Below are 24,735 nucleotides of genomic sequence, written 5' to 3' on the forward strand. Positions count from 1 at the left end.
TTTTCTTCCAGCTAATCGATTAATCTGTGTTCGAGGGAAAAACGCACCAATTCGGCGCGATTGTTAGTAGTTGTTTTTCTGAGTAAACTGCTAACATATTTCTCGATCGTGCGAGAACTAAGATGCAGTTTTTGCCCAATTTCAATATTAGAAAGTCCCCGGGCTAAATGTTCTAACACTTCCCGCTCGCGATTAGTTAACTTAAAATCGTCCTGTAAAGAAGAAGTTAAAACATCCCTAGTTTTGGGGCTTTCTTCCGGTTTTAATTTCTGATATTGACGTTCACTTTGCACCATTTGCGCTCGCTCTAAAAGATTGCGAATAACTGCTTTTAATTCCTCCATCTCAAAAGGTTTAGGAAGATAGATATCACAACCCACTTGATAACCGCGAATTCTTTCCTCTGTTGACCCTCTTTCGGTTAAAAAAATTACTGGTAATAACCTAAATTCTGGCTGTTGCCGCACCTTAGTCACCAAAGAATAGCCGTCTAAACGCGGCATTTTGATATCCGATACCAAAAGATGGGGATGATAGGTATCCAATAAATTCAAAGCTTCCAAACCATTACTCGCCGCTACCACACTATAACCTGCTAATTCTAAATAGTCTTTGACCGCTAGGCGGATACCGGGGTCATCATCGGCAATTAGAATCAAAAGAGGCATAGGAATTAACAGGACAAGGTTTTTTCGGTATTGATAGCCTAGCACCCTCCGCTCGCCACAATTGTCCATCAAGCTACAGAGGCGGTTGTAACTGATATTATACTAGCAGTTAGCTATCAGCCTTTTCAGTAATCAGATGTGAGTTTTCAGCTTTTTTCTCCCCAACTCCGGCGCTCCCCCACTCCCAACCCCTTTTTTACTTTTTACCTTGAAGATCGTTTTTGAGTTATAGCGTTTCTCATAAGTATGAAGTATAACTGGATTGGGCATCGTCTCCTGATTCCTGACTCCTGACTTCTGGCTCCTGACTCCCGAAACCGACAACTGTGTACCTCACTATTAAGATAATTGCCATAACATGACAGATTATTTGGTTTCCCTGACAATTTGGGCGGGTATTTACGCGATTTTTGCCCTCGGTTTAAATCTACAATGGGGATTTACTGGCTTAATTAACTTTGGTCACGTTGCTTTTGCCACTTTAGGGGCTTATGCAACGGTTTTATTAACTTTACAGGGTGTACCGATGATTTTTGCCGCCATTGTCGGGGCGCTCCTAGGGGCATTGTTGGGATTGGCTATCGGTTTTTCCACCCTGAGATTAAGGGCCGATTATCTAGCGATTGTCACCATCGGGGTGTCTGAGTTAATTCGTTTGCTGGTGCTTAACGAGGATTGGTTAACGAAGGGTAGTTTCGGACTACAACGTTATCCCCTACCTTTGGATATAAATCCCAGTTTTCCCGTCAAATTATTAATTATTGCCCTGTTTACCCTGCTTGCTATCTTTGCTCTCTGGCAATTGGGGCGCAATCTGCAACGACAATGGCGCGAAGCCGGACAAATTAGCGGTAAAAGCTATCAACCGACGCAAAAGAGAGCTTTAATCTTTTGGGGGTTGTTAGGGGCGATAATACTGCTTTTTCTGTATATAAACGGCGTAATTGCCTTGAATGACTATAATTATAAAGCGGGGCTGATGGTGGTAGTTTTAGTCCTCCTCGCTCTCGTTTATACTGGTTTAGAATTACTTTTGCGATCGCCTTGGGGACGCATCCTCAAAGCTATCCGGGAAGATGAAGAAATTCCCCGGGCCTTGGGAAAAAATGTCTTTTGGTATAAGTTACAATCTTTGATGTTAGGCGGTGCGATCGCTGGTTTAGCCGGGGCTTTTTTAGCATGGCAATTAACCACTATTTACCCGACTAATTTTGAGCCGTTATTGACTTTTAACGCTTGGATTATTATCATTCTCGGTGGCTCTGGTAGCAATGCCGGCACCTTACTAGGAGCAGTAATTTTCTGGGCTTACGATTCCCTGACTCGCTTTATTCTGCCCCAATTAGATATTTTTAATGATAGCCAATTAGGGGCTTTACGGATTATGATTATCGGTCTGCTGCTCATGGTTTTAATGATCTGGCGACCCCAGGGTATCCTCGGCAAAAAAGAGGAGTTAACTTTGGGAAAATAATTTCAGTTATCAGTTATCAGTTATCAGTTATCAGTTATCAGTTATCAGTGATCAGTTTTCAGGTTTCAGTTTTCAGTTTTCAGTTCACTGTTTACTGTTAACTGAAAACACTTCATAATTCATAATTCATATATGTTACTTTCCGCTAAAGGATTATCGAAAAGTTTTGGAGGCATTCGTGCCGTCAATAATGCTTATTTGGATGTGCCGCAGGGCAGCATCACCGGGTTAATCGGTCCAAATGGGGCTGGCAAAACCACACTTTTTAACCTTTTATCTAATTTTATTCGCCCAGATAAAGGAGAAGTTTTTCTTGATGGTCAGCCGATTCATCAGCTGCCTCCCTATCAAATTGCCCTCAAAGGATGTGTGAGAACTTTTCAAGTAGCAAGGGTATTATCCCGATTAACGGTGTTAGAAAATATGCTCTTAGCTAGTCCGGGACAAACGGGAGAAAATTTTCTCAACGTCTGGTTTCAGGGGGCAAAAATTCGCCAACAGGAACAGGACAATCGTGACAAAGCTTTGGAGATATTAGATTCGATCGGTCTGGTAGAGAAAGCGCAGGATTACGCGGGAGCTTTATCGGGAGGACAGCGTAAATTATTAGAGATTGGCCGAGCGCTAATGACCGAGCCAAAATTAATTTTATTAGATGAACCAGCCGCCGGAGTTAATCCCACTTTAATCGCTCAAATCAGCGACCATATTATCGAGTGGAATCGTCAGGGAATTACCTTTTTAATTATCGAGCATAATATGGATGTGATTATGTCCCTTTGTCACCACGTTTGGGTATTAGCAGAAGGGACAAATTTAGCCGATGGCAGTCCCAGCGAAATCCAAAAAAACGAGCGGGTTTTAAAGGCTTATTTAGGAGACTAAAGCTAATTTTTGCACCTGTTGAACAAAGTTAGCCAGAATTTTTAAGCCATTAGTCGAGGATTTTTCTGGGTGAAACTGCACCGCTACCAAACGCTCACGAGCGATCGCTGCCGTCACCGTTTGACTGCCGTGGGTGACGGTGGCGGCAGTTAGATGACTATCAAGGGGATCGACATAATAGGAATGGACAAAATAGACGTGAGGATGCGGGGGTAATCCCTGCCAAAGAGCATGATCAGGCTGGGTGAAGTCTAATTGATTCCAACCTATATGGGGAATGGTAATGCCCGGTTCTGAGCGAAAACGGCGCACTGTCCCTGGAATAATCCCTAAACCCGCCTCTTGACCTTCCTCCGATGAGTCAAAGAGAATTTGTAAACCGAGACAGATACCGAGAAAGGGTTTACCATTAGCGATCGCCGCTTTGATTGGTTTTTCTAGATGACGGGCGCGAATTTGCCGGACGGCAGGATCAAAAGAACCGACTCCGGGTAAGACAATAGCGTCAGCTTTTTCCAGATCGAGGGGAGAATCGGTAATTTTCGGCACTGCACCCACGGTTTCCAGTCCTTTACAGGCAGAGTGCAGATTTCCCATGTCGTAATCGATGACAGCGATTAAGGTCATTGCTATATACTGATCGGGCGATGACCTTATTTTAGCCTGAATTATTCACCAATTGCCAAAACCCTGATTATGAGAGGGTCTCAAAAAACAGTCTGTTTTTTAGCTAGATCCCTGAATGATTTTCCGAGCAAGGCTTTTGAGTATTTTCCCAAATTTTCATGAATAATACAGGTTAGAGCAATCACGCTGCTAGATTAGGTCTTGACTCAAAAGTTGTTCCATGGGATTTGAACCGGCGACCGGCTGATTTGTAATCAGCTATACATAATCGATCAAACCCTTTTCCCACCCTTGTCGCCAATACGAACAGTCTCTAGGTGATCGATCGAAGTCTTGTTATTCTTAAACTGGTAGGTTGCGAGATTTTTCTAGGCCCGCAGCTTAACCCGATCAACCGATAACCGATAGAGGGGTGCAGAATGGGAGAATGGTTAGATTTTACCGATGAGGTGGTCACTGTTAATGGCAAAGGTGAGGAAATTAAACGGGAAAAAGTCACTAATCGAGGTTATAAATATTTTTTAAGCAAAAAAACCTTTTTAGAAATGATTTCTATCCCTAGCGGTCAATACCTCATCGGTGCGCCCAAAAGCGAGTTAGGCTGGAAATCGAGTCAAAGTCCCCAATCTCCGGTTAATGTTCAGGCTTTTTGTCTGAGTCGCTACCCAATTACCCAACGACAATGGCGCGAGGTGGCAAAATTAGAACCAGTAAATATTGAACTTAATCCCTATCCGGCCCATTTTGAAGGTTACGATCGCCCCGTAGAACAAATTAACTGGTGGGAAGCGGTGGAATTTTGCGATCGCCTATCCCGTCTCACGGGACTCAATTATCGTTTACCCGCAGAAAAAGAATGGGAATACGCTTGTCGGGGAGGAACATCAACCCCTTTTCACTTCGGCCCGACAATTTCCACTGATTTAGCCAACTATTCCGGAGTGGACTGGGATTATGGCGGAAAAGTGTGCAGTTCTGGTCGTTATGGGGAAGGTCGCCTAGGATGCGATCGCAGGGAAACCACACCGGTGGGAATGTTTGCCGTCGCTAACCCTTTCGGACTCTACGACCTGCACGGAAATGTCAGGGAATGGTGTGCAGATTACTGGCGCGATAACTACGAAGCAGCCACAATAGAAGATAGGGACAGACGAGTTTTACGCGGGGGTTCCTGGAATGACAGCCCCAACAAGTGTCGCTCGGCCTACCGGGTCAAATTTCTGGCTACTGCTGGACTCTATGATATCGGTTTTCGTGTCGTTAGCGATAATTCTCCTTAAATCTGAAAACCGATCACTGATTACCGGTGACAGGGAGGTGAAAAAATTGAAAATAGAACTACCCCAGCAAATAATCAGCGAATTTTGTCAGAAATGGCAGATATCTGAAATGTGTTTATTCGGATCGGTTTTGCGGGAAGATTTTCGTCCAGATAGCGATATTGATATACTGGTCAGTTTTCAAGATAGTGTTTCTTGGGGACTTCTGGAGTTTTCGAGGATGAAACGGGAATTAGAGAATTTATTGGGACGGAAAGTTGATTTGCTAACGAAAAAATCGATCGAGCAGAGTCATAATTGGATTCGTCAACGAGAGATTTTAGGGACAGCGCAAGGGATTTATGTGGCGGGATAAGGCTTTTTTACTGGATATTGTCCGAGCAGGTCAATTAGCTCAACAATTTGCCGAGCAACTGGCAAAATTGGCAGGTGTTGGTCAGACAATTTTTAAAAATGTACCGCTCCTCGATCGAGAGTTAGAATTGATTTTAGAGACAATAAAGGTGATTTAACCAAATGATTGCTAACTTTGACTATAACTATCTTTCCCCGGAAGATTATTTAGCAACGGAGAGAATAGCCAAGGATAAACACGAATACATTCGCGGTCAAACCTACGCCATGACTGGTGCAAGTAAAGCCCATGGTATGATTATTATCAACTTAGCCACACTTTTAAAAAACCGGCTGCGGGGTAGTGGTTGTCTTGTCTATGCCACAGATATGAAAGTTCGTCTAGAAATAGCTAATAGTTATTTTTATCCCGATCTTGTGGTCACTTGCGACTCGCGAGATAATCGGTCTTTCTCGGAAGATTTTATCCGTTATCCGCGCTTGATTGTAGAAGTATTATCCCCCACTACTGCTGCCTTTGACCGGGGCGATAAATTTGCCGACTATCGTTCGATCGAAACTTTAGAAGAATACGTTCTTATCAGTCAAGAACGCATCAGTGTAGATTGTTTTCGTCGCAATGACGAAGGATTCTGGGTTCTTTATCCCTACAGCAAAGGAGCAGATATTTATCTAGCTAGTATCGATTTTCACTGTGCGATCGAATCTTTATATGAAGATATAACAGAAATCTGTTAAAAAATCAGATAAGTTTTTTCTGTTTACTATTTACTTTTTACTTGATTAATGCTTGCTATTCTCTCCGCTATTGTTCCAGTGGGTTTTATCATCCTCATCGGTGTGATAGCAGGAAAAATTCTCACTGTGGAAGTGCATTCCCTTTCCCAAATCACGGTATATATTCTTGCCCCCGCTTTGGTGATTGATGGACTCTATCACACCACTTTATCCGGCAGCAATATCGGTTTAATTATCCTAGGCTTTGCCCTTATTTCACTGGTAATGGTGATTGTCGTCGAAATTATGGCCTATTGTCTCAGTCTCGATGGTGATACCCGCAAAAGCCTCATGGCTGCCGCCGTGATGCCCAATAACGGTAATATGGGTTTACCGGTGGCTAGTTTTGCCCTGGGTGCGGCCGGACTGGAAAGAGCGATAATCTATATGATTGGCTCTAGTATTCTTTTATTTGGTATTAGTCCCGCTTATTTGCAAGGAAAAAGCTTTCTTTCAGGATTTCGCTTAGTTTTTCAATTGCCCTTAATCTGGTCAATTTTTATCGGCATTAGCTTTCAAACTTTCTCTTTTCATCTTCCCCTGCAATTAGATAAAAGTATTAGCTATCTAGGACAAGCGGCAATTCCTTTGGCTTTAATTATCCTAGGTATTCAATTATCTCAGCAAAAATTAGCGATCGGTAAATTAGAATTATTAGGGGCCTGTTTGCGTCTTTTAGTCGCTCCTCTTTTGGCATTTGCGATCGGCAATAGTTTAGGATTAACTGGTATGGATCTAAAAATTCTCATCCTACAAAGTGCCATGCCCACCGCCGTTAATACCGTCATTTTAGTCACGGAATTCGGTGGATCGGCAACTTTAATGGCCCGCACAGTTGTGGTCACTACCCTTGCTAGTTTTCTGACTATTCCTTTCTTTCTTTGGTTATTAAAAGTCTATTTATAGCAGTTATCTTAATGGTGAGGTGCGAAGTTTTCGTTTTGGGGAGCCAGTATTCAGTTATCAGTATTCAGGGGGTGCATCTCATTTTTGTAAATCTACTAATTTGGGATTTTTAAGGGGAAACTTTCTCCTAAAATTGGGCGTTACTTTCGGTTTTATCACTCAATCCAAGCTTTTGGGGGGTTCTACCCCCCAAACCCCCCGTTGGGGGCGTGGCGCCGCCCCCAAACCCCCCGCGCATTAGTTTTTCGGTGGGATGCTTACACGCGATTGTTCATATTTTTGTACTAATTTAAGAGTCACTGATAATTGCTGATTGTTGGTATTTCTGCAAGTGTGGGATGCACCCTTATTCAGGAGATTATTTTATTTATTCTCCCCACACCCTACACCCCACACCCCACACCCTACACCCCACACCCTACACCCCACACCCCACACCCCTCTCCCCAATTCATAATTCATAATTTAACCTTTGACTCACCCCGGCAATAGCAGCCAAGAGAAACCAAACAATAGTATTAATCTTGACATCGGAGAGGGTAACATCGACGAGATTAAATAAAACACAAGCACCAAAGGCTACCAGATAGGTAAAGATAATTAACTCACCCCCGGCTTTTTGTTGCCGTAGAAAGATAAATAAACGCCACCCTTGGGCATAAATCCAACCCACCCAAACAGACAATAAAATTAAGCCGATAATTCCCGTTTCTGCCATTAACATCAAATATAAATTATGGGGATGACCTAACCATAATCCCTGACTTTTTTCGTAGAGAGGTGTAAAACTGCGTAATCCCCAACCGAATAGGGGTCTTTCTTGGGTCATTTCTAGAGTAAAACGCCATTGAGTTGATCTGAGAGTCGCTAGAGGGCGATTGGGGAACATTTCATCGGATAATCGCGCCCAAATCGCCCTAGGAACCAAGAAACGCAAACTATCCCTCAAAGGATTTGGTCCCCAAGAAGCGAGAGAAATCACCCCTCCCAAGAGGACAAAACCAGCGACTAAGGCATTCCAACCCAGATAAAGGGCAAAAATTAGGCAACCTAAAAAGGCTAAGGCCCAAGCATTGCGAGAATTGCTTAAAAATAGCCCTACACTGTCGATAAATATGGTTAAAGTTAAAAACCCGACTTTGAGATTTAAAAGGTTATTTCTTTGTCTGTGCCACTGCCGCCAAGTTAGAATTAATAAACCGAGGGCTAAAATCAGAGTTATCAGTAAATAAGCCCCCAAAAGATTAGCATACATAAAAACCGAAGACATTCGCCCCAAAGGTTCACCCCCCGCCCCGTAGGGCCAGGTAAAAATCCCTTTTAATGCTTCCGGTTTTTGCCAACCGAGAAAAATCTGTCCCCATCCCATCACCACTACCCAAACCGACGGAATAACCATCACCCAAGCTAGTTGACGCAACTGAGAGGGTTTTTTAATTAATTGCCGAATATTGCTAAAAAAGAAGAAAAAAGGCAGGAAATTTCCTAAACCAATCCAAGCATCCCCCGGAGTTGGGGAAAGACTGGCACTAATCATTAACCAAAGAGTGACGATACCGAGACCTTGATTGAGACGTGACTGGATAATTGCCCGAAAATTGCCAGTAAAAACCCTAATTAATACGATAATAATGCCGATACCCGCTAACTCCGGCAGGATCATGGCAATAAAAACTGAAAAAAGTATTAAATTCCACTCCCACCCTTGACAAAAAATCTTTTTCATGCTATGCAGGTTGCCAACAATCGTCACGAGTCAGACGAATTTGGGCGATGGCAAAAATAGTCGGGATAATCCGGCCGTAATCGGTGGCGATCGCCTTCCAACCGAGATCAGCAATAAACCAACCCCATAAAGCCGGTCCTACCAAACTTAACACGGTTCTGACCGCTCCGTACCGGGCCGCCGCCGTAGTCATGCCCTGTTTAGCCGTTTGTAGGGCGATTTGATTAGCAATCGCTGTTCCTCCTTCAATTAAAGCTGTTTTTGCCCCTTGATAGCGGGCAAAATGGAGAGCGAACTGCCCGGCGATATGTTTGAGCAGAATCGGTTTCAGGATAGAATTAATGGCGATGACGCTGCCGCCTTTGAGGACTATATCGAGGGGATTGTGTTGTAGGTGAACGGGTAAGGGTTGGGGAGTGTGGGAATCCGCGAGCGCCTTTTGAATTTGAATCGAGAGGGATTTTTGTTCCGATGGGGGGAGACGTTTCCAAGCTTTGTTAACCAGATGAAGATAGATTTCCGCTTCAATTTCCGTTGTCGGCATTTTTTGGGAGTAGGGAACCTTGAGGAAATGACAGACACGGACGAGAATTTGACGATAACTAACTTTTTCGGTTTGACCTTTTAATACTGTCACACCATCGGCAGCCAAATAACGAAAACGATCCTCGACGCTATCTAACCAACTTTCCCAATCTTGACTTTGAACGGCGATTGCGTCCGGCGCTCGTAGATAATCGAGAGGGTTAAAACGACGGCAAAAGAGGATGTTAGTGATTTGCTGTAGTTCCTCCTCGGTGGCTAACTCCAAAGCTGTGCGTAGTTCGTCCAATGTGGTTTCTCCTCCTCAGCCCCAATAATCAACTTAGTTTCGCTAGTGCTGATTACTACTAATATTAACTCAAGGGTTCACGGGATTAGGAAGGCTAGTGACAAATTTTTCGATTAAGGTTGGGATCATTGGCGCGGGTTTAGCCGGGTTAACCTGCGCTCGTCAGTTGTGCGATCGAGGTTATACTGTTAAGCTATTTGATAAGTCTAGAGGCATTGGTGGTCGTTTAGCCACGCGACGGGTTAATCGAGCCAATCAAGAGATAGCTGTGGATCATGGCTTGCCTTTTTTGACTATTCAGGGGGAAAAAACGGCGGCTTTAATTGATAATCTACTGAGAGAGAATATAGTTACTTCTTGGTTTGATTCTAGCTATGTTGCTCCTTCTGGCATCAATAGCGTGGCGAAATTTTTAGCTCAAGGTTTAGAAATTGAACGAGATTTTCTGGTTACTCGTCTGGAAAATCGTCAAGAAAAATGGGTTTTAAACAATAACGGTCAAATTCGGGGAGAGTTTTCGGTGATTGTCCTAGCTATTCCCGCCCCGCAAGCGGCGTTATTGTTAGAAAACTCTCCCATAACTACTATGCCAGAATTGCGATCAATCGTTTACGATCCCTGTTTAACGGTAATGGCAGGTTATGGCGATTCTTTACCCGCAGTTACTCCCGCCACCGATATCGCTTGGTTAGGACTTGATAGCAGTAAACGGCAATCATCCCCTGATTATGTCTTTGTTGTGCATAGTAGTGGAGATTTTGCGGTTAAATATCTCGATAGCGAGGATTTAGAAGCAGTTAAGCTAGATTTGCTCTCTCGCGCTTCTTTGCCTCTCCCGGATTGGTCTCAGCTGCACCGTTGGCGTTATGCTTTAGTCCGTCAGGGTTTAGCTGTACCCTGTTTAAGTGTTAATAGTCCTTTACCTCTGGTTGCCTGTGGTGATTGGTGTCAAGGGGGAGATTTATCGAGAAATTCTTCCCTAGAAACGGCCTTAACTTCTGGGATAGCGGCAGCTAATCAAGTTCAGCAGCTACTCTTCTAGAATCTAGAGACAGGTTTAAATTCTTAGGTTAAGCTTGGGTTAACAAAAGGTTAAACATATAATAATGTAGGTATCCTATACTGGGGGGTCGGTAACAATGGAAAAATTCAATTCTAAAGATAACTTTCTCTACCCTAAAACCAGCTACAGGGGTTTATTCACGCCACAAAATCTGGTTTTTAACGCTAACTTGCAGGAATTCGCCCTGAGAGTCTCTTTTATCGCTGGTTTACACACTGGGGGAAAGCTTACCTCCACGGAAGCTTACGAGAAAATTAACCAGCTTTGGCAAGAGTTGAATACCAGTCAAAAATTCCTACTAGCTAATCATTTTGAGGATGACGGAGATTGAGAGACGGGGGTTTTTCAGTGACCAGTAAACAGTATCTAAAGTGGCATAGTAAATTTTATTTTTCAATTGATTATGACGGAACTATGGCAACAGGCGATCGCCGAAATTGAAAAACTGTCTCCCAATCAAGAAGACGCGATTGCATCTAGGCTATTGGCAGAAGTACAGGACGAACAACAGTGGGAAACTAGCTTTAACAAAACAACCGATGATAAGTGGGATAAGATGGCCGAGATGGTGCGCCAAGAAATTAGGAATAGTAAAACTGTTCTCTTGAATCAAATTTTTCCCGAATGAAATCTAGCATCACCCAGTCTTTTCGTAAACAACTCGAACAGTTACCGATCTCAACTCAAGAACAGGCAGCTAAAGCTTATCAACTTTGGCAAAAAGATCCGTATCATAATAGTATTCAATTCAAAAAAGTGAGTCATCGACAACCGATTTATTCAGCGCGTATTAGCCTCAACTATCGTGCATTGGGTTTCTTGGAATCCGATCACATTTATTGGTATTGGATTGGCACTCATGATGAATGATTAATTACTTAAAAGACTATAAAATCGCTCTACTTAGTACAAACGCTTACGGGGTCGATAATTAGCCACGGATTCCACTAAACCCAGGGCGATAAAATTGGTTAATAAAGATGAACGTCCATAACTTAACCAGGGTAGAGGAATCCCTGTAATCGGGGCTAATCCCACGGTCATGCTAATATTAAGAATTGCCTGAAAAGCGATCATCGAGAGAACACCGATCGCTATTAAAGAACCAAAGTTTTCTTTAGCAGTATTAGCAATGACTAACAAACGCCAACAGATTAACCAGAAAGTTATTAAAACCAAAATACTGCCGACAAAACCGAATTCTTCCCCGACTACGGAGAAGATAAAATCGGTGTGTTGTTCGGGAATAAAATTTAATTGGGTTTGGGTGCCTTGGTGTAATCCCCGTCCCAATAATTCTCCCGATCCGATGGCAATGCGGGATTGAATTAATTGATAACCTCCCCCCAAAGGATTCTTTTCTGGGTCAAGAAATAGGGTTAAACGATCTTTTTGATATTCTTTTAATAAACCCCAAAAAACCTCGCCTAATTTACCCACTGCCAGATTAGTTGCCACCACGATGAAAGTAGATACAAAACGGTAGGGAAGGGTAAACCAAGCAAGGACAGCGATGATAATTGCTAAAACAATCCAAGCAGGAAAAAGTAAATTAAACAGAAAAACCGATGGGAGGGGAGATAAGAGGATAATCATCCAAGGCAGTTTCGCATTAGCCCAGTAAATCATGCCTAGGGTAATTGCCCCAAAGACTAATCCTGTCCCCAAGTCCGGCTGCGCCATAATTAACACCCAGGGGATGGCAGTGACGGCAAAGACACGAGCGATCGCAAAAAGATTATCGGCGGGACGATGATGTAGGAGGGCTGCCAGGGTGATAATTAAACCTACCTTGGCAAATTCCGACGGTTGCACGTTAAAACTGCCGATATTAATCCAACTTTGCGCCCCATTCGCCGTCACCCCTAGGACAATTACCGCAATTAGGGAGAGATTGGTGAGAAGATAGGTTAACCAGTGCCATTTCAGCAGACTTTCGTAACGACAACGGGCCAGAAATAAAGCGATCGCCACTCCCCCGGCCCCGAATAACCAGTGTTGCCACCAATCGAGAGCAGTGGTGTTCCTTTCGGCACTACGAATCATTAAACCACCGAAAACGGTTAAACCCGTCACCAAAACGAACAAAAGCCAATCAATTTGGGCTATATCCCGGAAAATGAAGCTAAACCGCTCATTAAAACCCCTTAGTTTCCTACTAATAAGGGACTGTCTTCTCACCATTTCTCTCCCCACATTTACTAACTAACTAGGGTTTGCTCAATAAATCTAAAAACATTGTTCGATAAGACTTTTAGACCTTTTTGAAATCCAAAAGTACCGGCCATTGGAGTGATCGGGGGGAAAATTTAGGGACTTTTTCCCTGAAAATGGGTAACACCCTACACCCTACACCCTGCCCCCCCGATGTCGGGGGGGTTGGGGGGGCCACACCCTGCCCCCAGGAAAAACTTTTTGCCGCAAACCCTAACTATAGGCTGCTAGGGATACTTTCGCCGCCACCTGACGAGCGATCGCTATCAGGGCTTTAGCTGAGGCCGATTCCGGTTGCCCCAAAACCACTGGTACACCAGTATCACCGCCCTCCCGGAGGGATATCTCCAGAGGCACACATCCCAGTAAAGGAATGCCCAATTCTTGCGAGGTTTTTTCCCCACCACCGGACCCAAATAGATCATAGGAGCGATCGGGCTGATCTGGGGGGATAAAATAACTCATATTTTCCACGATACCCAAAACCCGCGCCCCTAGCTGTTGGAACATTTTTAAACCCCGGCGCGCATCAATTAAAGAAACCGTCTGGGGAGTGGTGACAATCACCGCACCCGCTAGGGGGACCGATTGAATTAAAGTTAATTGTGCATCCCCGGTACCGGGAGGCATATCGACGATTAAATAGTCTAAATCGCCCCAATTGACTTGATAGAGAAACTGACGGATAATGCCGTTTAACATCGGACCGCGCCAGATTACCGGTTGATCGGGGTTGATCAAAAAGCCCATGGAAACCATTTTGATGCCATGGTTGAAAGCGGGTTCCAATATCTCGCCATTTGCGCCCTGTACCGTCACTTGTGCGTCATTTAAGCCCAACATTGTCGGGGCGTTGGGGCCGTAGATGTCCGCGTCTAATAGCCCCACTTTTGCCCCTAAATGAGCCAAGGCGACGGCGATATTGACAGCCACGGTACTTTTTCCCACACCGCCCTTACCACTGGAAACGGCGATAATATTTTTAACCCCCTCCACACCTTGGCGATCGGGTAAAGCTTTTTGTTGCGGGGTTTCGGCAGTTACGTCCACAGCGACACTTTCCACACCGGGCAGCTGTTTAACGGCTTTTTGGCAGTCTTCCACGATAAATTCGCGCAAAGGACAGGCAGGAGTGGTCAAAACTAGGGTAAAGCTGACTTTTCCGCCATCGATCGCCACATTGCGGATCATGTTCAATTCCACTAGGCTTTTTTGCAGTTCCGGATCTTGAACGGGACGTAATACTTCTAAAATCGATGCGGTATCAAGGGGCATGGTTTCAGTGTCTCTAGTCAAGTATTGTTCTTATGGTTATTTATCTTAACCTTGATGCCCGCACAGTTATCAGTGGGGAGTGGGGAGTTTTTTGCTGTGAACAGTGAACAGTAAGTAGTCGTGCAAAATTAATTTCCTAGTGAAGATAGGCAAGAGGCAAAAGGCAAAAGGCAAGAGCGGGGTTAGATATGTGTAATTAATTTTGCTTAGGTACTTAATCAGTGAACTGAAAACTGAAAACTGATAACTGATAACTGATAACTGATAACTGATAACCCCCATTTCCCTAGATTACGGTAATAGGATCGCCGACTTTAATTGTACCTGTCTTTTCGGGGATGACATTTTCTCCGAACATGATGCCCCCAGGGAAACTGCGAAAAGTGCTTAAGGTTTTTAAAGGTTCCTGCTGGGGATTTCTTCTACCTGTTTCTTGATCGGTGGTGGTGATAATACAGCGACTACAGGGTTTAACTAGAGCATAATTTATCTCGGCAATTTTGATCTTTTGCCAACTACTTTCGCTAAAAGCTTGATCGCTACTAATAACAATGTTAGGTCGAAAACGATTCATCGGCACTGGTGCAACTAAACGCCGATTTAAGTCCTCTAAAGAAGCAGTATTAGTTAATAAAATTGGATAACCATCGGCAAAGCTGACGGGAGTATGATCATTCCCTGCATAGCGAGGGTTCGCAGGACGTGGATAATCGGGAGATTGTCGCACTAAACGACAGGGAATGTCCAGAATTTTCTCGAACCATTCGGCGATTTCATCCCCTTGATCCATGGCTATGGTTTGAGATTCCCAGATTTGAACCTCTCTTTTTTCTCCTGTGAAATTAGGCTGAAAAGTTAGGGAATATTGAGATGTTTTCAGAGAAAATTTATCTCCTGTAATCGTGACAGAAACCCTGGCTAATTGCGGATATTCTCTTTGAGTGATAAATTTACCCTTGCCATCTACTAACATCATTTCCCGATCCCAGAGTAAACCTTTAGGAGTCACTTCAGCTTGGGATAATTGAATACCTCGACAGGATTTAATCGGGTAGATATAGAGATCAGTAACCTGCATTTTCTTTCAGTAGTTCTACATATTTTTTTGCCACATCTTCCCAAGTCCAGAGATTAACTCTATTGGGGATATCTTCGGGTAACAAGCGAGGAATTGGATTGAGGATAAATTGTTCTAAACAATTAGCTAAACTTTCCGCATCTCCCCTAGGATAGAATTGCACTCTTTCGGGACAATTATATAATTCTACCTGTTCTTGAAACACTTCTAAATCGGAAGCGATAACGGGAATACCTTGTAAAATGGCTTCCGCTATTGCTAATCCAAAACCTTCGTATTTTGAGGGAAATACCACACAGTAACAGGTTTGATAATAAAATTGCAAGGTTTCATAGTCTTGATAACCTAATCCCTTGAAATGACTCTGGAAAATTTCTTGATTTTCCAGATAAAGTCGGGTACATTCTTGGAGGTAATCTTGGTATTCTTGGGTTTTGGACTGTTGAGATAATTGCAAATTTCCACTAACTAGATTATCGGTTTCTTTACCAATAAAAACTATTTGAAATTTTAAACCTTGTTTCGCTAGTTTAATGGCTGCTTTGAGCAAAGTCAGATGATCTTTGTAGATACCAAAGGAGGAGGGAAAATAAAAAGTAACTAGCTCACTTTTGACTAAATCACTCTTGGGATTAGACTGCTCAACAAATCCCGCTAAGGGTACAGCTTTTAACTTACTAGCATAGGTAGCATTGGGAAAAACTTTTAAAACATCGTCTTTAGTTTTTTGGGAAATTGTGAAGAGTAGATCGGCCCGATCTAACCATTCTTTTAACGCTTCATTGTAGGGTTCTTGATAGGATTCTGAGTAAGTTAAGGGAGCAAATTGCCAAAAGACATCATAAATAATGCCACTTAAAGTAACCTTGACATTGGGAGGAGAAATCCGATTAGTCATTCCATACAAACAGTGATCAGCTTGGTAACGCTTGATAATCTGATTAATTCTTGTCTCGATGCGTAAAAGTTCAATTCTACGAGAGAAAAGACGATGAATAGAAGTCAGTCTTAGGGTTTTATAAAAATTCGCTAGAAGACCATAAAAATAGATTAATTTTGGCTCAAAACTCTGGGGATAAAAAGCAAAATCCTCGTAGATAAGTTTATCGGAATCGGGCATTAAAGACTTAAAATATTCAATGTCATTACGAGGGAGGACGATAATAATTTGTTCGACGTATTCTAATAAGCTAGGTATTAAAGAGATAATGACTCTTTCTACTCCTCCTTTGCGATAAAACACGATCGGGATGACAATTTTCATAGATTTCCTTGTCGATAGCTGGCAATAAAAAGATTGATTTTTGACTTGAACCTAATTATATGATAGGCTCGAATTGTTCTACTGAGTCGAGAAATCGAGTTAAATACAAGGAACTAAGACTCTATCACCCATCGCCCCTATTTTCCCTCGATCTTGGAGAAAAAGAGTGTCACAAGCTACTCCATCCCTACAATCTAATCTCAAACAATGGCTACGAGCCAGCGCACCTTCCCTATTTCAAATTAAACAGCGTTTGAGCGCCCGTCGTTGGCCGAAAAAATCGATCGTTATTTACACAGAAAAATATCGTCCCATGCTTCCGGCGGAAATTTGGCAACGGGGGGCCAGTGGTACACAGGCATCGGTGGCTTTTTTAGCGCAGGAATGGACGAAACGCGGCTATAAAGTGACGATTTTTGGCAATTGTGAGGGTATGGAAGGGGAACAGGACGGTATTCGCTATGTTAATTATTACCAGATGAATTGGCAGGATCACTTTGAGACATTGGTGATCTCTCGTCATCCCACCTATTGCCGTCCTGGTACCAAGGCAGAACGAATTTTTTTTGATTGGCAAGATATTAAAGTGCCAGCAGCCTCCTATACCCCCGAAATTTTGGCTAGATATGACAAAATTTTCTGTAAAAGCCAATATCAACGGGATTTACTGGATTTCTGTCCCGATCATCAATGTCCGATTGTTCCTAATGGTATTGATGCTTCCCTTTTGGCTGTAAGTGAGACGGTGCCGGAAAGTGACTATCTTCCCTATCGTCTAGTCTATGCCTCTCGTTATTATCGCGGCTTAGAGTCAATGTTAAAGCATGGCTGGCCGATTATCAAGGCGGCAATTCCCGCAGCCGAGTTACATCTCTACTATGGTTTTACTAAACGGGATGAAATTGGCGATCGCAAGGAATGGCGGGATAATTTAATCGCTTTGATTAAAGCTAGTGCGGGGGTAGTTGATCGCGGAATGATGGGTTATCGTCAACTAATCGAGGAAAAAGCGCGCTCTGCTATTCATTACTACGGTTGCACCTATCGTGAGATCGATTGTATTTCCGTGCGCGAGTCGGCAGTGGTGGGCTGTCTGCCAGTGGTGACGGATTTTGCTGTTTTTCGAGAAAAGGACTACTGTGTGAAAGTACCGGGGGAAGTAACCGATCCGGCTACTCAGGAAGCTATAGCCTGGAAAATTGTCGAATTACTGAAAAATCCCCAGCTTTTAGCCCAAGAGCGCGAAAGATGTCGTCAAATTGCCCTAACTGACACCTGGGAGCGATCGGCCGCCGCTTGGTTAGATGTGATTGAAAAGGAGTCTCCGAGCCAGTAGATTGTTTACTCAGACTAAATCCGTTAAGTATAGGCTACATATCAGGATAGGCAAAAGGCAAGAGGCAAGAGGCAACAGGAGGAATAAATAATCAGCCTTTAATAACAGTATTTGGTATCAGACTGGAAAAATGACCTTTTCGCTTAATAAGTGCCTAAATTAGGGATTTTAAGGGGAAGTAAGCCCTTGAAATCTCACTGGTGCGGGATATCTTTGAGCATTTCCTCTAAAACCATGGCTACGCTTAGGATTAAGTCTTCGCGATCGGGTGCGGCGATGATTTGTAAACCTAAAGGTAGCCGGGATGAACGTTTAATCGGCAAAGAAAGGGCAGGTAAACCGATAAAAGAAAAAGGTTGGGTGAATCTGCCTAAATTGGGTCTAATTAATAGCTCTTGCCCGTCAATAATCATTTTTTCTACTCCTAACGGCGGCGCAATACAGGGAATCGTCGGGGTGAGGATAATATCGACTTCGGTGAAGATCTCTCGCAGACGATCGCGATACCAACGGCGAAAACGTTGAGCCTGTAAATACCAGCTAGCGGGAATTAATGCCCCTGCCAAGAAGCGATCCCGGGTTGCGGGGTCAAAATCCTCTAATCTGGTCTGTAAACGCGGTAAATGCCAATTTGCCCCCTCGGAAGCGGTAATTATATAGGCGGCTGCCCTGGCGCGGGCGGTTTCGGGAATGGTGATTTTTTTGGTAACTCCTAAACGTTCGGCGATCGCTGTCACCGCCTCGATTACTTCCGGTTCGGCTCCCTGCTGAAAATAATCATCGGCAAGGGCTATTTTTACGCCCTCTAAGCCATTTAAAGGAGCTTTAAGGTTATTTTTGGCAAAAAGACTCCAAATAGCCGTCATATCCGCCACATTGTCGCTAAAAAATCCCAGATGATCCAAACTACTAACGAACAAAAATAGGCCCTGACGGGATACGCGCCCAAAGGTGGGTTTTAGCCCCACTACGCCACAGCAAGCGGCGGGAACCCTCACGGAACCATTAGTATCGGAACCGAGGGCGAGAGGCACTAAATTAGCGGCAACGGCAGCGGCGGAACCGCCAGAGGATCCCCCCGAGACGCGACTGGGATCGAGGGGGTTGGCAGTGGCCCCATAATGGGCATTTTCGGTGACAAAACCGTAGGCGTACTCATCCATATTGGTCGCCCCCACCAAAACTGCCCCGGCCGCTTCTAGGGTTTGAATAGCGATCGCATCTTGTCCGGCGGCAGGGTGATCTCGATTGATTTTGGAACCGGCAAGGGTGACAATACCCTCGATATCAAAGAGATTTTTGACGGCGAAGGGGACTCCTGCTAAGACACCGACGGGTTCCCCATTAGCGATCGCTAGATCGATTTTTTGGGCTTGAGCGAGCGCCCTTGGCGATAAAATGTCGGTAAAGCAATTTAAATGGGGATTTTTCGCTTCTATCACCGCTAAAGTCTGGCTAATAACTTCTAAGGCGCTAGTTTGACGATTTTGGATCGATCGAGCTAAATTGCTCACAGAAATAGTCATGGTTCAAAGCTGAGGGCGCTTTCCCCGTCATCCTCTAAGGGAAATTCTGTCACTAAACTGGCGATTTCTTGCAAGCGTTGCCAGTTTTCAACCACAGAATTTAAATAGCGATCGGGAATGGTTAAATCTAGGATTTTCGCCATGATTATAACGTATTCTTCTGGGTTATTCATAGATTTCGTTCTGGTTGGGGTTAAGGAGATCAAGAGTTGCTTGAAAGCAGCGCTCAGGAATAAAATCGACACCTAGTTAAGCTGCTAGGATATAAGAGAAAATCTGCTGTAAATACAATAGCTATCCCTAGGGAGGAAGTATAACTTGAATTTGTTCTTGACCCCCGACTCCCCAGGATCAGAACCTTAGATATGATCCTAGAACTGTATATAGAGATATTTTCCCCTCCTTCACCTCCGGATTAAATTAAACTTATATATGACCAAAAACAAGAGGTAATAAGTCTCCCCTTTCAAGAGAATGAAAATTAAAAGCTACTGAAGACTACTGGTAGTCACTGATAACTGATAACTGATAACTGATAACTGATAACTGAAATGACCATCTTACAAGACGAAAAACTCCTCTTTACTCCCGCAATACCCCACAGTGATGCCCTTAGAACTATTTTTGCCTTTCCTAATCAGTATTCTGTGGGTATAACCAGTTTAGGTTATCAAATTGTTTGGGCAACTTTAGCCCTGCGATCGGATATACAAGTTAGTCGTTTATTTACGGATTTTCAAGAATCTTTACCCCGTCATCCCGAATTAGTCGGCTTTTCCTTTTCCTGGGAATTAGACTATGTTAATATCCTCTCGCTGTTAGAATCTTTAGAAATTCCCTGTCACAGTCATCAACGGCAAGATCGACAGGCGATAATTTTTGGAGGTGGACCAGTTTTAACCGCTAATCCCGAACCTTTTGCCGCTTTTTTTGATGTAATTTTATTGGGAGATGGTGAAAATTTAATTGCTGATTTTATTAATGCCTATCAAGAGGTTAGAAACGCCGATCGCCCGACAAAACTCCGTCATTTGTCCCAGGTTCCGGGGGTGTATGTTCCTAGTTTATATACCGTTAATTATGATAGTCCCGAAGGTGAAATTACAGCAATTCTACCCATAGATAATAATGTTCCCGTCTTTGTTAGTAAACAAACCTATCGCAGTAATACCCTTTCTGCTTCTACGGTGGTAACAAAACAAGCGGCATGGGAGAATATTTATATGGTAGAGGTGGTGCGAAGTTGTCCAGAAATGTGCCGTTTTTGTTTAGCTAGTTATCTAACTTTACCCTTTCGTACCGCTAGTTTAGAATCCCTGATTCCCGCCATTGAAAAAGGTTTAAAAGTGACTGATCGCCTTGGTTTATTAGGTGCTTCCGTCAGCCAACATCCTGAATTTGACACCTTACTCGATTATCTTTTTCAACCACAATTTGAGGGAGTTAGACTCTCGATCGCTTCAGTTAGAACTAATACCGTCACGGAAAAATTAGCCAGAATTTTATCCCAAAGAGACACCAAATCAATTACTATTGCCGTAGAAAGTGGTTCTGATCGCCTGCGGGAAATTATCAACAAAAAGTTAGCCAATGATGAAATTATCCAAGCTGCCATTAATGCCAAAGCCGGCGGTTTAAAAGGGATAAAACTCTATGGTATGGTGGGAATACCGGGAGAAGAAACCGAAGATATTGGCGCGACTGTGGAAATGTTAACAGCATTAAAAAAAGCCGCCTCTGGACTGCGAATCTCTTTCGGTTGCAGCACCTTTGTGCCTAAATCCCATACTCCTTTTCAGTGGTTTGGAGTTAATAAAATGGCCGAAAAAAGATTAAAATATCTAGAGAAACAATTAGGTAAACAGGGCATAGAATTTCGCCCAGAAAGTTATAATTGGTCAGTGATTCAAGCCCTATTATCTAGAGGTGATCGCCGCTTAACTTCCCTGTTAGAATTAACCCGTGGCTACGGTGATTCTTTAGGCAGTTATAAACGGGCTTTTAAGGAACTAAAAGGACAAATTCCCCCTCTAGATTATTACGTCCATCAACAATGGCGTTTAGAACAGGTTTTACCCTGGAGTCATTTACACGGTCCTTTATCCTCAAATGTTTTGGTAAAACATTTAGAAGATTCCCAAACAAAAAGGTAAAGTATCGCTAATAAGCTAAGACGCATTTAAACAATGTCTTGACTATCAGACCCGAAATGAGGTATTCTATCAAGGTAGATCGGATATTGGTGTCATTCAGACTTGAATTAGCCCTATTAAAAACAAAAAAAATGCTACTTTTATTAACTATAAATCTCGATTAAACCATTAATTTAATCTTAGTTGATCAGCCCATGAGCCAGAAAAATGAGACCGTTACCCTGCTTTTAGCCCTGCTGATTACCCTAATATTTTTTGGGGCAGGTGGTTGGTGGTTATACAATCGTTTTCAAGGAAAAAATAACCCAACCAATCTTTCTGAAATCGAGAAAATATCACCGGAGCAAAAATCGGTATCGGCACAGGCAAAATTTAGTCAAGGGGAAAACTTATTAATAGTTGAAGGGGCTTCTTTTGACAAACAAGCTGCCATACAGGCTCTCGGGAAAGGAGACTTTCAGCAAGCAGTTTCCCTCCTAGAAAAATCCCTGCGAGCTAATCAAAATGATCCGGAAGCTCTCATCTACTTAAATAACGCCCGTATCGGTCAAGCTAAGTCCTATACTATCGCCGTTTCCGTGCCAATTGGGAGCAATGTCAACACCGCCCTAGAAGTTTTACGAGGAGTTGCCCAATCTCAAAATCAAATCAATCAAGCCGGAGGAATTAATGGCACTCCTTTAAAAGTTCTCATTGCTGATGATGCTGATAATCCCGAAATTGCCGCTCAAATTGCCCAAAAATTAACGGCTGATAACAGCATTTTAGGAGTAGTAGGACACACTAGCAGTGACACCTCTTTAGCGGCGGCCGCTATCTATCAAAAAGCAGGATTAGTAATGATTTCCCCCATCAGTACCTCAGTTAAACTCTCCAATTTTGGTGACTATATCTTTCGTTCTGTTCCCAGTGATTTTGTGGCGGCACGGGCATTAGCCGAATCTAGCTTGCAAAAAATTCCTAACGTCAAGGCAGTGGTATTTTTTAACTCCCAAAGTAATTATAGTCAATCCCTAAAATCTGAATTTATCACCGCTTTAGGATTAGGAGGAGGTCAAGTGGTGAGTGAATTTGATCTATCTTCTCTGACTTTTACCCCTTCTAAAAGCCTCCAACAAGCTCAACAGGAGGGAGCAAATTTAATCGCCCTTCTTGGGGATAGTGGTACCCTAGATAAGGCTTTGCAGGTGGTTCAAATCAATGGTCAAAAATTACCGATTGTGGCGGGTGATGACGTTTATAGCCCCAAAACTCTGGATGTAGGCGGAAAAAATGCCTTGGGCATGGTTGTCGCTATCGCTTGGCATTTGGGGGCTAATCCGAATAGTCCTTTTGTGAATAATTCCCGCCAATTGTGGCAAGGAGACGTAAATTGGCGCACTGCTACCGCCTATGACGCTACCCAGGCTTTAATCGCTGGCATTAAGGCAGAATCTAGCCGAGAGGGAGTTCAACAGGCGTTAAGAAGCAGTGATTTTTCTGTTTCCGGGGCGACTAATCCAGTGCGATTTTTACCGTCTGGCGATCGCAATCAATCCGTGCAATTAGTGGTAGTTAAACCCGGTTCTCGTTCTAGTTTTGGGGTAGATTTTGTGCCAATTTCTCGATAAAATGACAACTAAATCAAGATGAATTATAAGTAAGTATTTATAATTAAATTGAAGATAGATTTTGCCTCTGATCCCCCCTGCCCCCCTTGATAAGGGGGGTGCCGATCCCCCCTTAATCCCCCCTTGATAAGGGGGGTGCCTGACAACTTTTAACACCTACCTACTTATGTTAGAAACTCCCCCTAAATATTCTGTTCTTGGTTTACCGGTTCATCTCCTCGATAACTACAGTCGTTGGTTAATCGATCGCCTCTATCAAGGTTTTGGTTCCCACGTTGTCACTCTCAACGCAGAAATGGCAATGTTAGGGGAAAATGATGCTAAAGTAGCCCAAGTTATTCGAGAAGCAGATTTAGTTATTCCCGACGGCGCTGGGATTGTTATTTACTTAAAATTAAGGGGTAAAAAACAAACCCGCTGCCCCGGTATTGAATTATCAGAATCCTTAATTACTGAGTTAGGAATGCAGGGAGAGAGTTTTCCTATTGCTTTTTTTGGTGGTAAACCGGGGATTACGGAAAAAGCGGCAAGTAATTGGCAAAAAAAGATACCTAATATCCGCATTCTGACTAACCACGGTTATCTATCCTCCCAAGAAATGTCCGATTGGATCGAGGTATTAAAAGATCAACAACCGCGGTTAATTTTAGTTGGTTTGGGAGTACCACGACAAGAATATTGGATTAGGGAACATCGCAATATCTGTCCCCAAGCTATCTGGGTAGGTGTGGGGGGTAGTTTTGATATCTGGTCCGGGACAAAAATCCGCGCCCCTCGCTTTTTCTGTGACAATAATTTAGAGTGGTTGTATCGACTCTATCAGGAACCTTGGCGCTGGAAAAGAATGTTAGCTTTACCTAAATTTTTCTGGCGCTCTCTTTTTTATTCCTAGCAATAAGTACCTAAGCAAAATTAATTACACATATCTAACCACCTCTTGCCTCTTGCCTTTTGCCTATCTTCACTAGGAAATTTATTTTGCACGACTACTTAGTTATTATAAATTCTTTTCGATAAAGGCAATCACTCGCTCTAATCCTTCCCGTGTTTTCAAGTTGGTGAAGATAAAGGGTTTATCCCCGCGCATCTTTTTGGCATCTCTATCCATCACCCCTAAATCTGCCCCCACCATCGGGGCTAAATCTATTTTATTAATTACCAATAAATCCGATTTGGTGATACCCGGTCCCCCCTTGCGAGGAATTTTATCTCCGGCTGCCACGTCAATCACATAGATGGTTAAATCTACTAATTCGGGGCTAAAGGTTGCCGCTAAATTGTCACCACCACTTTCCAGAAAAATTAACTTTAAGTTAGCAAATTTTCTCTCTAACTGTTCAATGGCAACTAAGTTAATTGAGGCATCCTCGCGAATAGCTGTATGGGGACATCCTCCCGTTTCTACTCCTAAAATTCTTTCCGGGGCTAAAGCTTGCGATCGCACTAAAAATTGGGCATCTTCTTGAGTATAAATGTCATTGGTGACTACGGCGATCGGATATTGATCCCGCAAATTTTTACACAGGGCATCGAGCAGGGCTGTTTTTCCTGAACCCACCGGACCGGCAATTCCCACGCGCAAGCAAGACATAGTTTTTTCGGGAAAAAGTGACAAGGAAAGGGTTAAAAATTTTGGGGCTATCCGATAGAAAAAACAGGGGTTCGCAGGGCGACACGGATTCCCATT

At 43.3% G+C, this 24,735-nt stretch carries 26 protein-coding genes; 15 read left to right on the top strand and 11 right to left on the bottom strand.

The features are described 5' to 3' along the window. Positions 1 to 11: 11 nt before the first annotated feature. Entirely contained in the window at positions 12 to 668 is a 657-nt protein-coding gene (locus tag O9334_RS01010; protein ID WP_002791331.1) for a response regulator transcription factor, read from the bottom strand. A 358-nt stretch (positions 669 to 1,026) separates the two neighbouring features. On the opposite strand from O9334_RS01010, the gene O9334_RS01015 reads away from it, so the two are divergent. Next, the gene (locus tag O9334_RS01015) at positions 1,027 to 2,142 is read left to right on the top strand and encodes a branched-chain amino acid ABC transporter permease (RefSeq protein WP_002742401.1); all 1,116 of its coding nucleotides are present in this window, start codon (positions 1,027 to 1,029) and stop codon (positions 2,140 to 2,142) included. A 132-nt stretch (positions 2,143 to 2,274) separates the two neighbouring features. After that, the gene (locus O9334_RS01020) at positions 2,275 to 3,027 is read left to right on the top strand and encodes an ABC transporter ATP-binding protein (protein WP_287998584.1); all 753 of its coding nucleotides are present in this window, start codon (positions 2,275 to 2,277) and stop codon (positions 3,025 to 3,027) included. On the opposite strand, the gene hisH is transcribed toward O9334_RS01020, so the two are convergent. Then, positions 3,016 to 3,654, bottom strand: a complete 639-nt coding sequence (gene hisH / locus O9334_RS01025; RefSeq protein ID WP_287998586.1) for an imidazole glycerol phosphate synthase subunit HisH — start codon at positions 3,652 to 3,654, stop codon at positions 3,016 to 3,018. The two genes, O9334_RS01020 and hisH, sit on opposite strands and share 12 nt — an antisense overlap. A 419-nt stretch (positions 3,655 to 4,073) precedes the next feature. On the opposite strand from hisH, the gene O9334_RS01030 reads away from it, so the two are divergent. From O9334_RS01030 to O9334_RS01050, 5 genes are read left to right on the top strand one after another with little or no spacing between them, the layout of a single operon-like run. Beyond that, the gene (locus O9334_RS01030; protein WP_287998588.1) at positions 4,074 to 4,934 is read left to right on the top strand and encodes a formylglycine-generating enzyme family protein; all 861 of its coding nucleotides are present in this window, start codon (positions 4,074 to 4,076) and stop codon (positions 4,932 to 4,934) included. Further along, positions 4,894 to 5,289 carry a nucleotidyltransferase family protein gene (locus tag O9334_RS01035; RefSeq protein ID WP_079207901.1) on the top strand — a complete coding sequence of 132 codons (396 nt, stop codon included), beginning with the start codon at positions 4,894 to 4,896 and terminating at the stop codon, positions 5,287 to 5,289. Before O9334_RS01030 ends, O9334_RS01035 begins: the two co-directional genes overlap by 41 nt. Further along, positions 5,276 to 5,446 carry a hypothetical protein gene (locus O9334_RS01040; RefSeq protein WP_190380522.1) on the top strand — a complete coding sequence of 57 codons (171 nt, stop codon included), beginning with the start codon at positions 5,276 to 5,278 and terminating at the stop codon, positions 5,444 to 5,446. The genes O9334_RS01035 and O9334_RS01040 overlap by 14 nt, the downstream gene beginning before the upstream one ends. 4 nt (positions 5,447 to 5,450) lie before the next feature. Further along, positions 5,451 to 6,026 carry a Uma2 family endonuclease gene (locus O9334_RS01045; RefSeq protein ID WP_287998593.1) on the top strand — a complete coding sequence of 192 codons (576 nt, stop codon included), beginning with the start codon at positions 5,451 to 5,453 and terminating at the stop codon, positions 6,024 to 6,026. A 48-nt stretch (positions 6,027 to 6,074) separates the two neighbouring features. Next, a complete protein-coding gene (locus tag O9334_RS01050) occupies positions 6,075 to 6,971 on the top strand; it encodes an AEC family transporter (protein ID WP_190380520.1) in 897 nt (298 codons plus the stop codon). Between the two features lie 451 nt (positions 6,972 to 7,422). On the opposite strand, the gene O9334_RS01055 is transcribed toward O9334_RS01050, so the two are convergent. Then, positions 7,423 to 8,697: an O-antigen ligase family protein gene (locus tag O9334_RS01055; protein WP_045361539.1), complete on the bottom strand. Its 1,275-nt coding sequence runs from the start codon at positions 8,695 to 8,697 to the stop codon at positions 7,423 to 7,425. A gap of 1 nt (position 8,698) precedes the next feature. Continuing rightward, on the bottom strand, positions 8,699 to 9,529 hold the full coding sequence (locus tag O9334_RS01060) for a YaaW family protein (protein ID WP_287998599.1): 831 nt from the start codon (positions 9,527 to 9,529) through the stop codon (positions 8,699 to 8,701). A gap of 97 nt (positions 9,530 to 9,626) precedes the next feature. Between O9334_RS01060 and O9334_RS01065 the strand changes: the two genes are divergently transcribed. From O9334_RS01065 to O9334_RS01080, 4 genes are all read left to right on the top strand, one after another. Continuing rightward, on the top strand, positions 9,627 to 10,571 hold the full coding sequence (locus tag O9334_RS01065; RefSeq protein WP_045361545.1) for an NAD(P)/FAD-dependent oxidoreductase: 945 nt from the start codon (positions 9,627 to 9,629) through the stop codon (positions 10,569 to 10,571). A 97-nt stretch (positions 10,572 to 10,668) separates the two neighbouring features. Beyond that, a complete protein-coding gene (locus tag O9334_RS01070; RefSeq protein ID WP_002771824.1) occupies positions 10,669 to 10,923 on the top strand; it encodes a DUF7219 family protein in 255 nt (84 codons plus the stop codon). Positions 10,924 to 10,995: 72 nt separating this feature from the next. Then, on the top strand, positions 10,996 to 11,220 hold the full coding sequence (locus O9334_RS01075) for a hypothetical protein (RefSeq protein ID WP_045361548.1): 225 nt from the start codon (positions 10,996 to 10,998) through the stop codon (positions 11,218 to 11,220). Beyond that, positions 11,217 to 11,462 (top strand): type II toxin-antitoxin system RelE family toxin, encoded by a 246-nt coding sequence (locus O9334_RS01080; protein WP_045361551.1) that lies wholly within the window; start codon positions 11,217 to 11,219, stop codon positions 11,460 to 11,462. Before O9334_RS01075 ends, O9334_RS01080 begins: the two co-directional genes overlap by 4 nt. Before the next feature lie 33 nt (positions 11,463 to 11,495). Here the strand turns inward: O9334_RS01080 and rodA are convergent, their stop codons facing one another. The 4 genes from rodA to O9334_RS01100 form a co-directional block, all read right to left on the bottom strand. After that, complete coding sequence (gene rodA, locus O9334_RS01085; RefSeq protein ID WP_287998608.1) at positions 11,496 to 12,776, bottom strand: rod shape-determining protein RodA; 1,281 nt, start codon at positions 12,774 to 12,776, stop codon at positions 11,496 to 11,498. Between the two features lie 243 nt (positions 12,777 to 13,019). After that, the gene (locus O9334_RS01090) at positions 13,020 to 14,081 is read right to left on the bottom strand and encodes an Mrp/NBP35 family ATP-binding protein (protein ID WP_287998613.1); all 1,062 of its coding nucleotides are present in this window, start codon (positions 14,079 to 14,081) and stop codon (positions 13,020 to 13,022) included. 286 nt (positions 14,082 to 14,367) lie between these two features. Further along, entirely contained in the window at positions 14,368 to 15,159 is a 792-nt protein-coding gene (locus O9334_RS01095) for an MOSC domain-containing protein (protein WP_287998618.1), read from the bottom strand. Further along, positions 15,146 to 16,423 carry a glycosyltransferase gene (locus O9334_RS01100; RefSeq protein WP_045361563.1) on the bottom strand — a complete coding sequence of 426 codons (1,278 nt, stop codon included), beginning with the start codon at positions 16,421 to 16,423 and terminating at the stop codon, positions 15,146 to 15,148. Before O9334_RS01100 ends, O9334_RS01095 begins: the two co-directional genes overlap by 14 nt. Before the next feature lie 166 nt (positions 16,424 to 16,589). On the opposite strand from O9334_RS01100, the gene O9334_RS01105 reads away from it, so the two are divergent. After that, complete coding sequence (locus tag O9334_RS01105) at positions 16,590 to 17,759, top strand: glycosyltransferase family protein (RefSeq protein ID WP_287998626.1); 1,170 nt, start codon at positions 16,590 to 16,592, stop codon at positions 17,757 to 17,759. A 194-nt stretch (positions 17,760 to 17,953) separates the two neighbouring features. Here the strand turns inward: O9334_RS01105 and O9334_RS01110 are convergent, their stop codons facing one another. Together O9334_RS01110 and O9334_RS01115 are read right to left on the bottom strand one after the other, a co-directional pair. Then, positions 17,954 to 19,285, bottom strand: coding sequence for an AtzE family amidohydrolase (locus O9334_RS01110; RefSeq protein WP_287998630.1), 1,332 nt, complete (start codon positions 19,283 to 19,285; stop codon positions 17,954 to 17,956). Further along, positions 19,282 to 19,458 (bottom strand): DUF4089 domain-containing protein, encoded by a 177-nt coding sequence (locus O9334_RS01115; RefSeq protein ID WP_002740449.1) that lies wholly within the window; start codon positions 19,456 to 19,458, stop codon positions 19,282 to 19,284. Before O9334_RS01115 ends, O9334_RS01110 begins: the two co-directional genes overlap by 4 nt. Positions 19,459 to 19,836: 378 nt before the next feature. On the opposite strand from O9334_RS01115, the gene O9334_RS01120 reads away from it, so the two are divergent. From O9334_RS01120 to O9334_RS01130, 3 genes are all read left to right on the top strand, one after another. Continuing rightward, positions 19,837 to 21,438, top strand: a complete 1,602-nt coding sequence (locus O9334_RS01120; RefSeq protein WP_287998634.1) for a B12-binding domain-containing radical SAM protein — start codon at positions 19,837 to 19,839, stop codon at positions 21,436 to 21,438. Positions 21,439 to 21,632: 194 nt separating this feature from the next. Beyond that, positions 21,633 to 23,048: an ABC transporter substrate-binding protein gene (locus O9334_RS01125; RefSeq protein ID WP_287998637.1), complete on the top strand. Its 1,416-nt coding sequence runs from the start codon at positions 21,633 to 21,635 to the stop codon at positions 23,046 to 23,048. A 166-nt stretch (positions 23,049 to 23,214) separates the two neighbouring features. Further along, the gene (locus O9334_RS01130) at positions 23,215 to 23,940 is read left to right on the top strand and encodes a WecB/TagA/CpsF family glycosyltransferase (protein ID WP_045361578.1); all 726 of its coding nucleotides are present in this window, start codon (positions 23,215 to 23,217) and stop codon (positions 23,938 to 23,940) included. A 105-nt stretch (positions 23,941 to 24,045) separates the two neighbouring features. Here O9334_RS01130 and ureG read toward each other — a convergent pair whose 3' ends face one another. After that, entirely contained in the window at positions 24,046 to 24,639 is a 594-nt protein-coding gene (ureG, locus tag O9334_RS01135) for an urease accessory protein UreG (RefSeq protein WP_002792251.1), read from the bottom strand. Positions 24,640 to 24,735 lie beyond the last annotated feature (96 nt).

The sequence above is a fragment of the Microcystis sp. LE19-8.1F genome (assembly GCF_027531715.1).
GTDB classification, from domain to species: domain Bacteria; phylum Cyanobacteriota; class Cyanobacteriia; order Cyanobacteriales; family Microcystaceae; genus Microcystis; species Microcystis wesenbergii_A.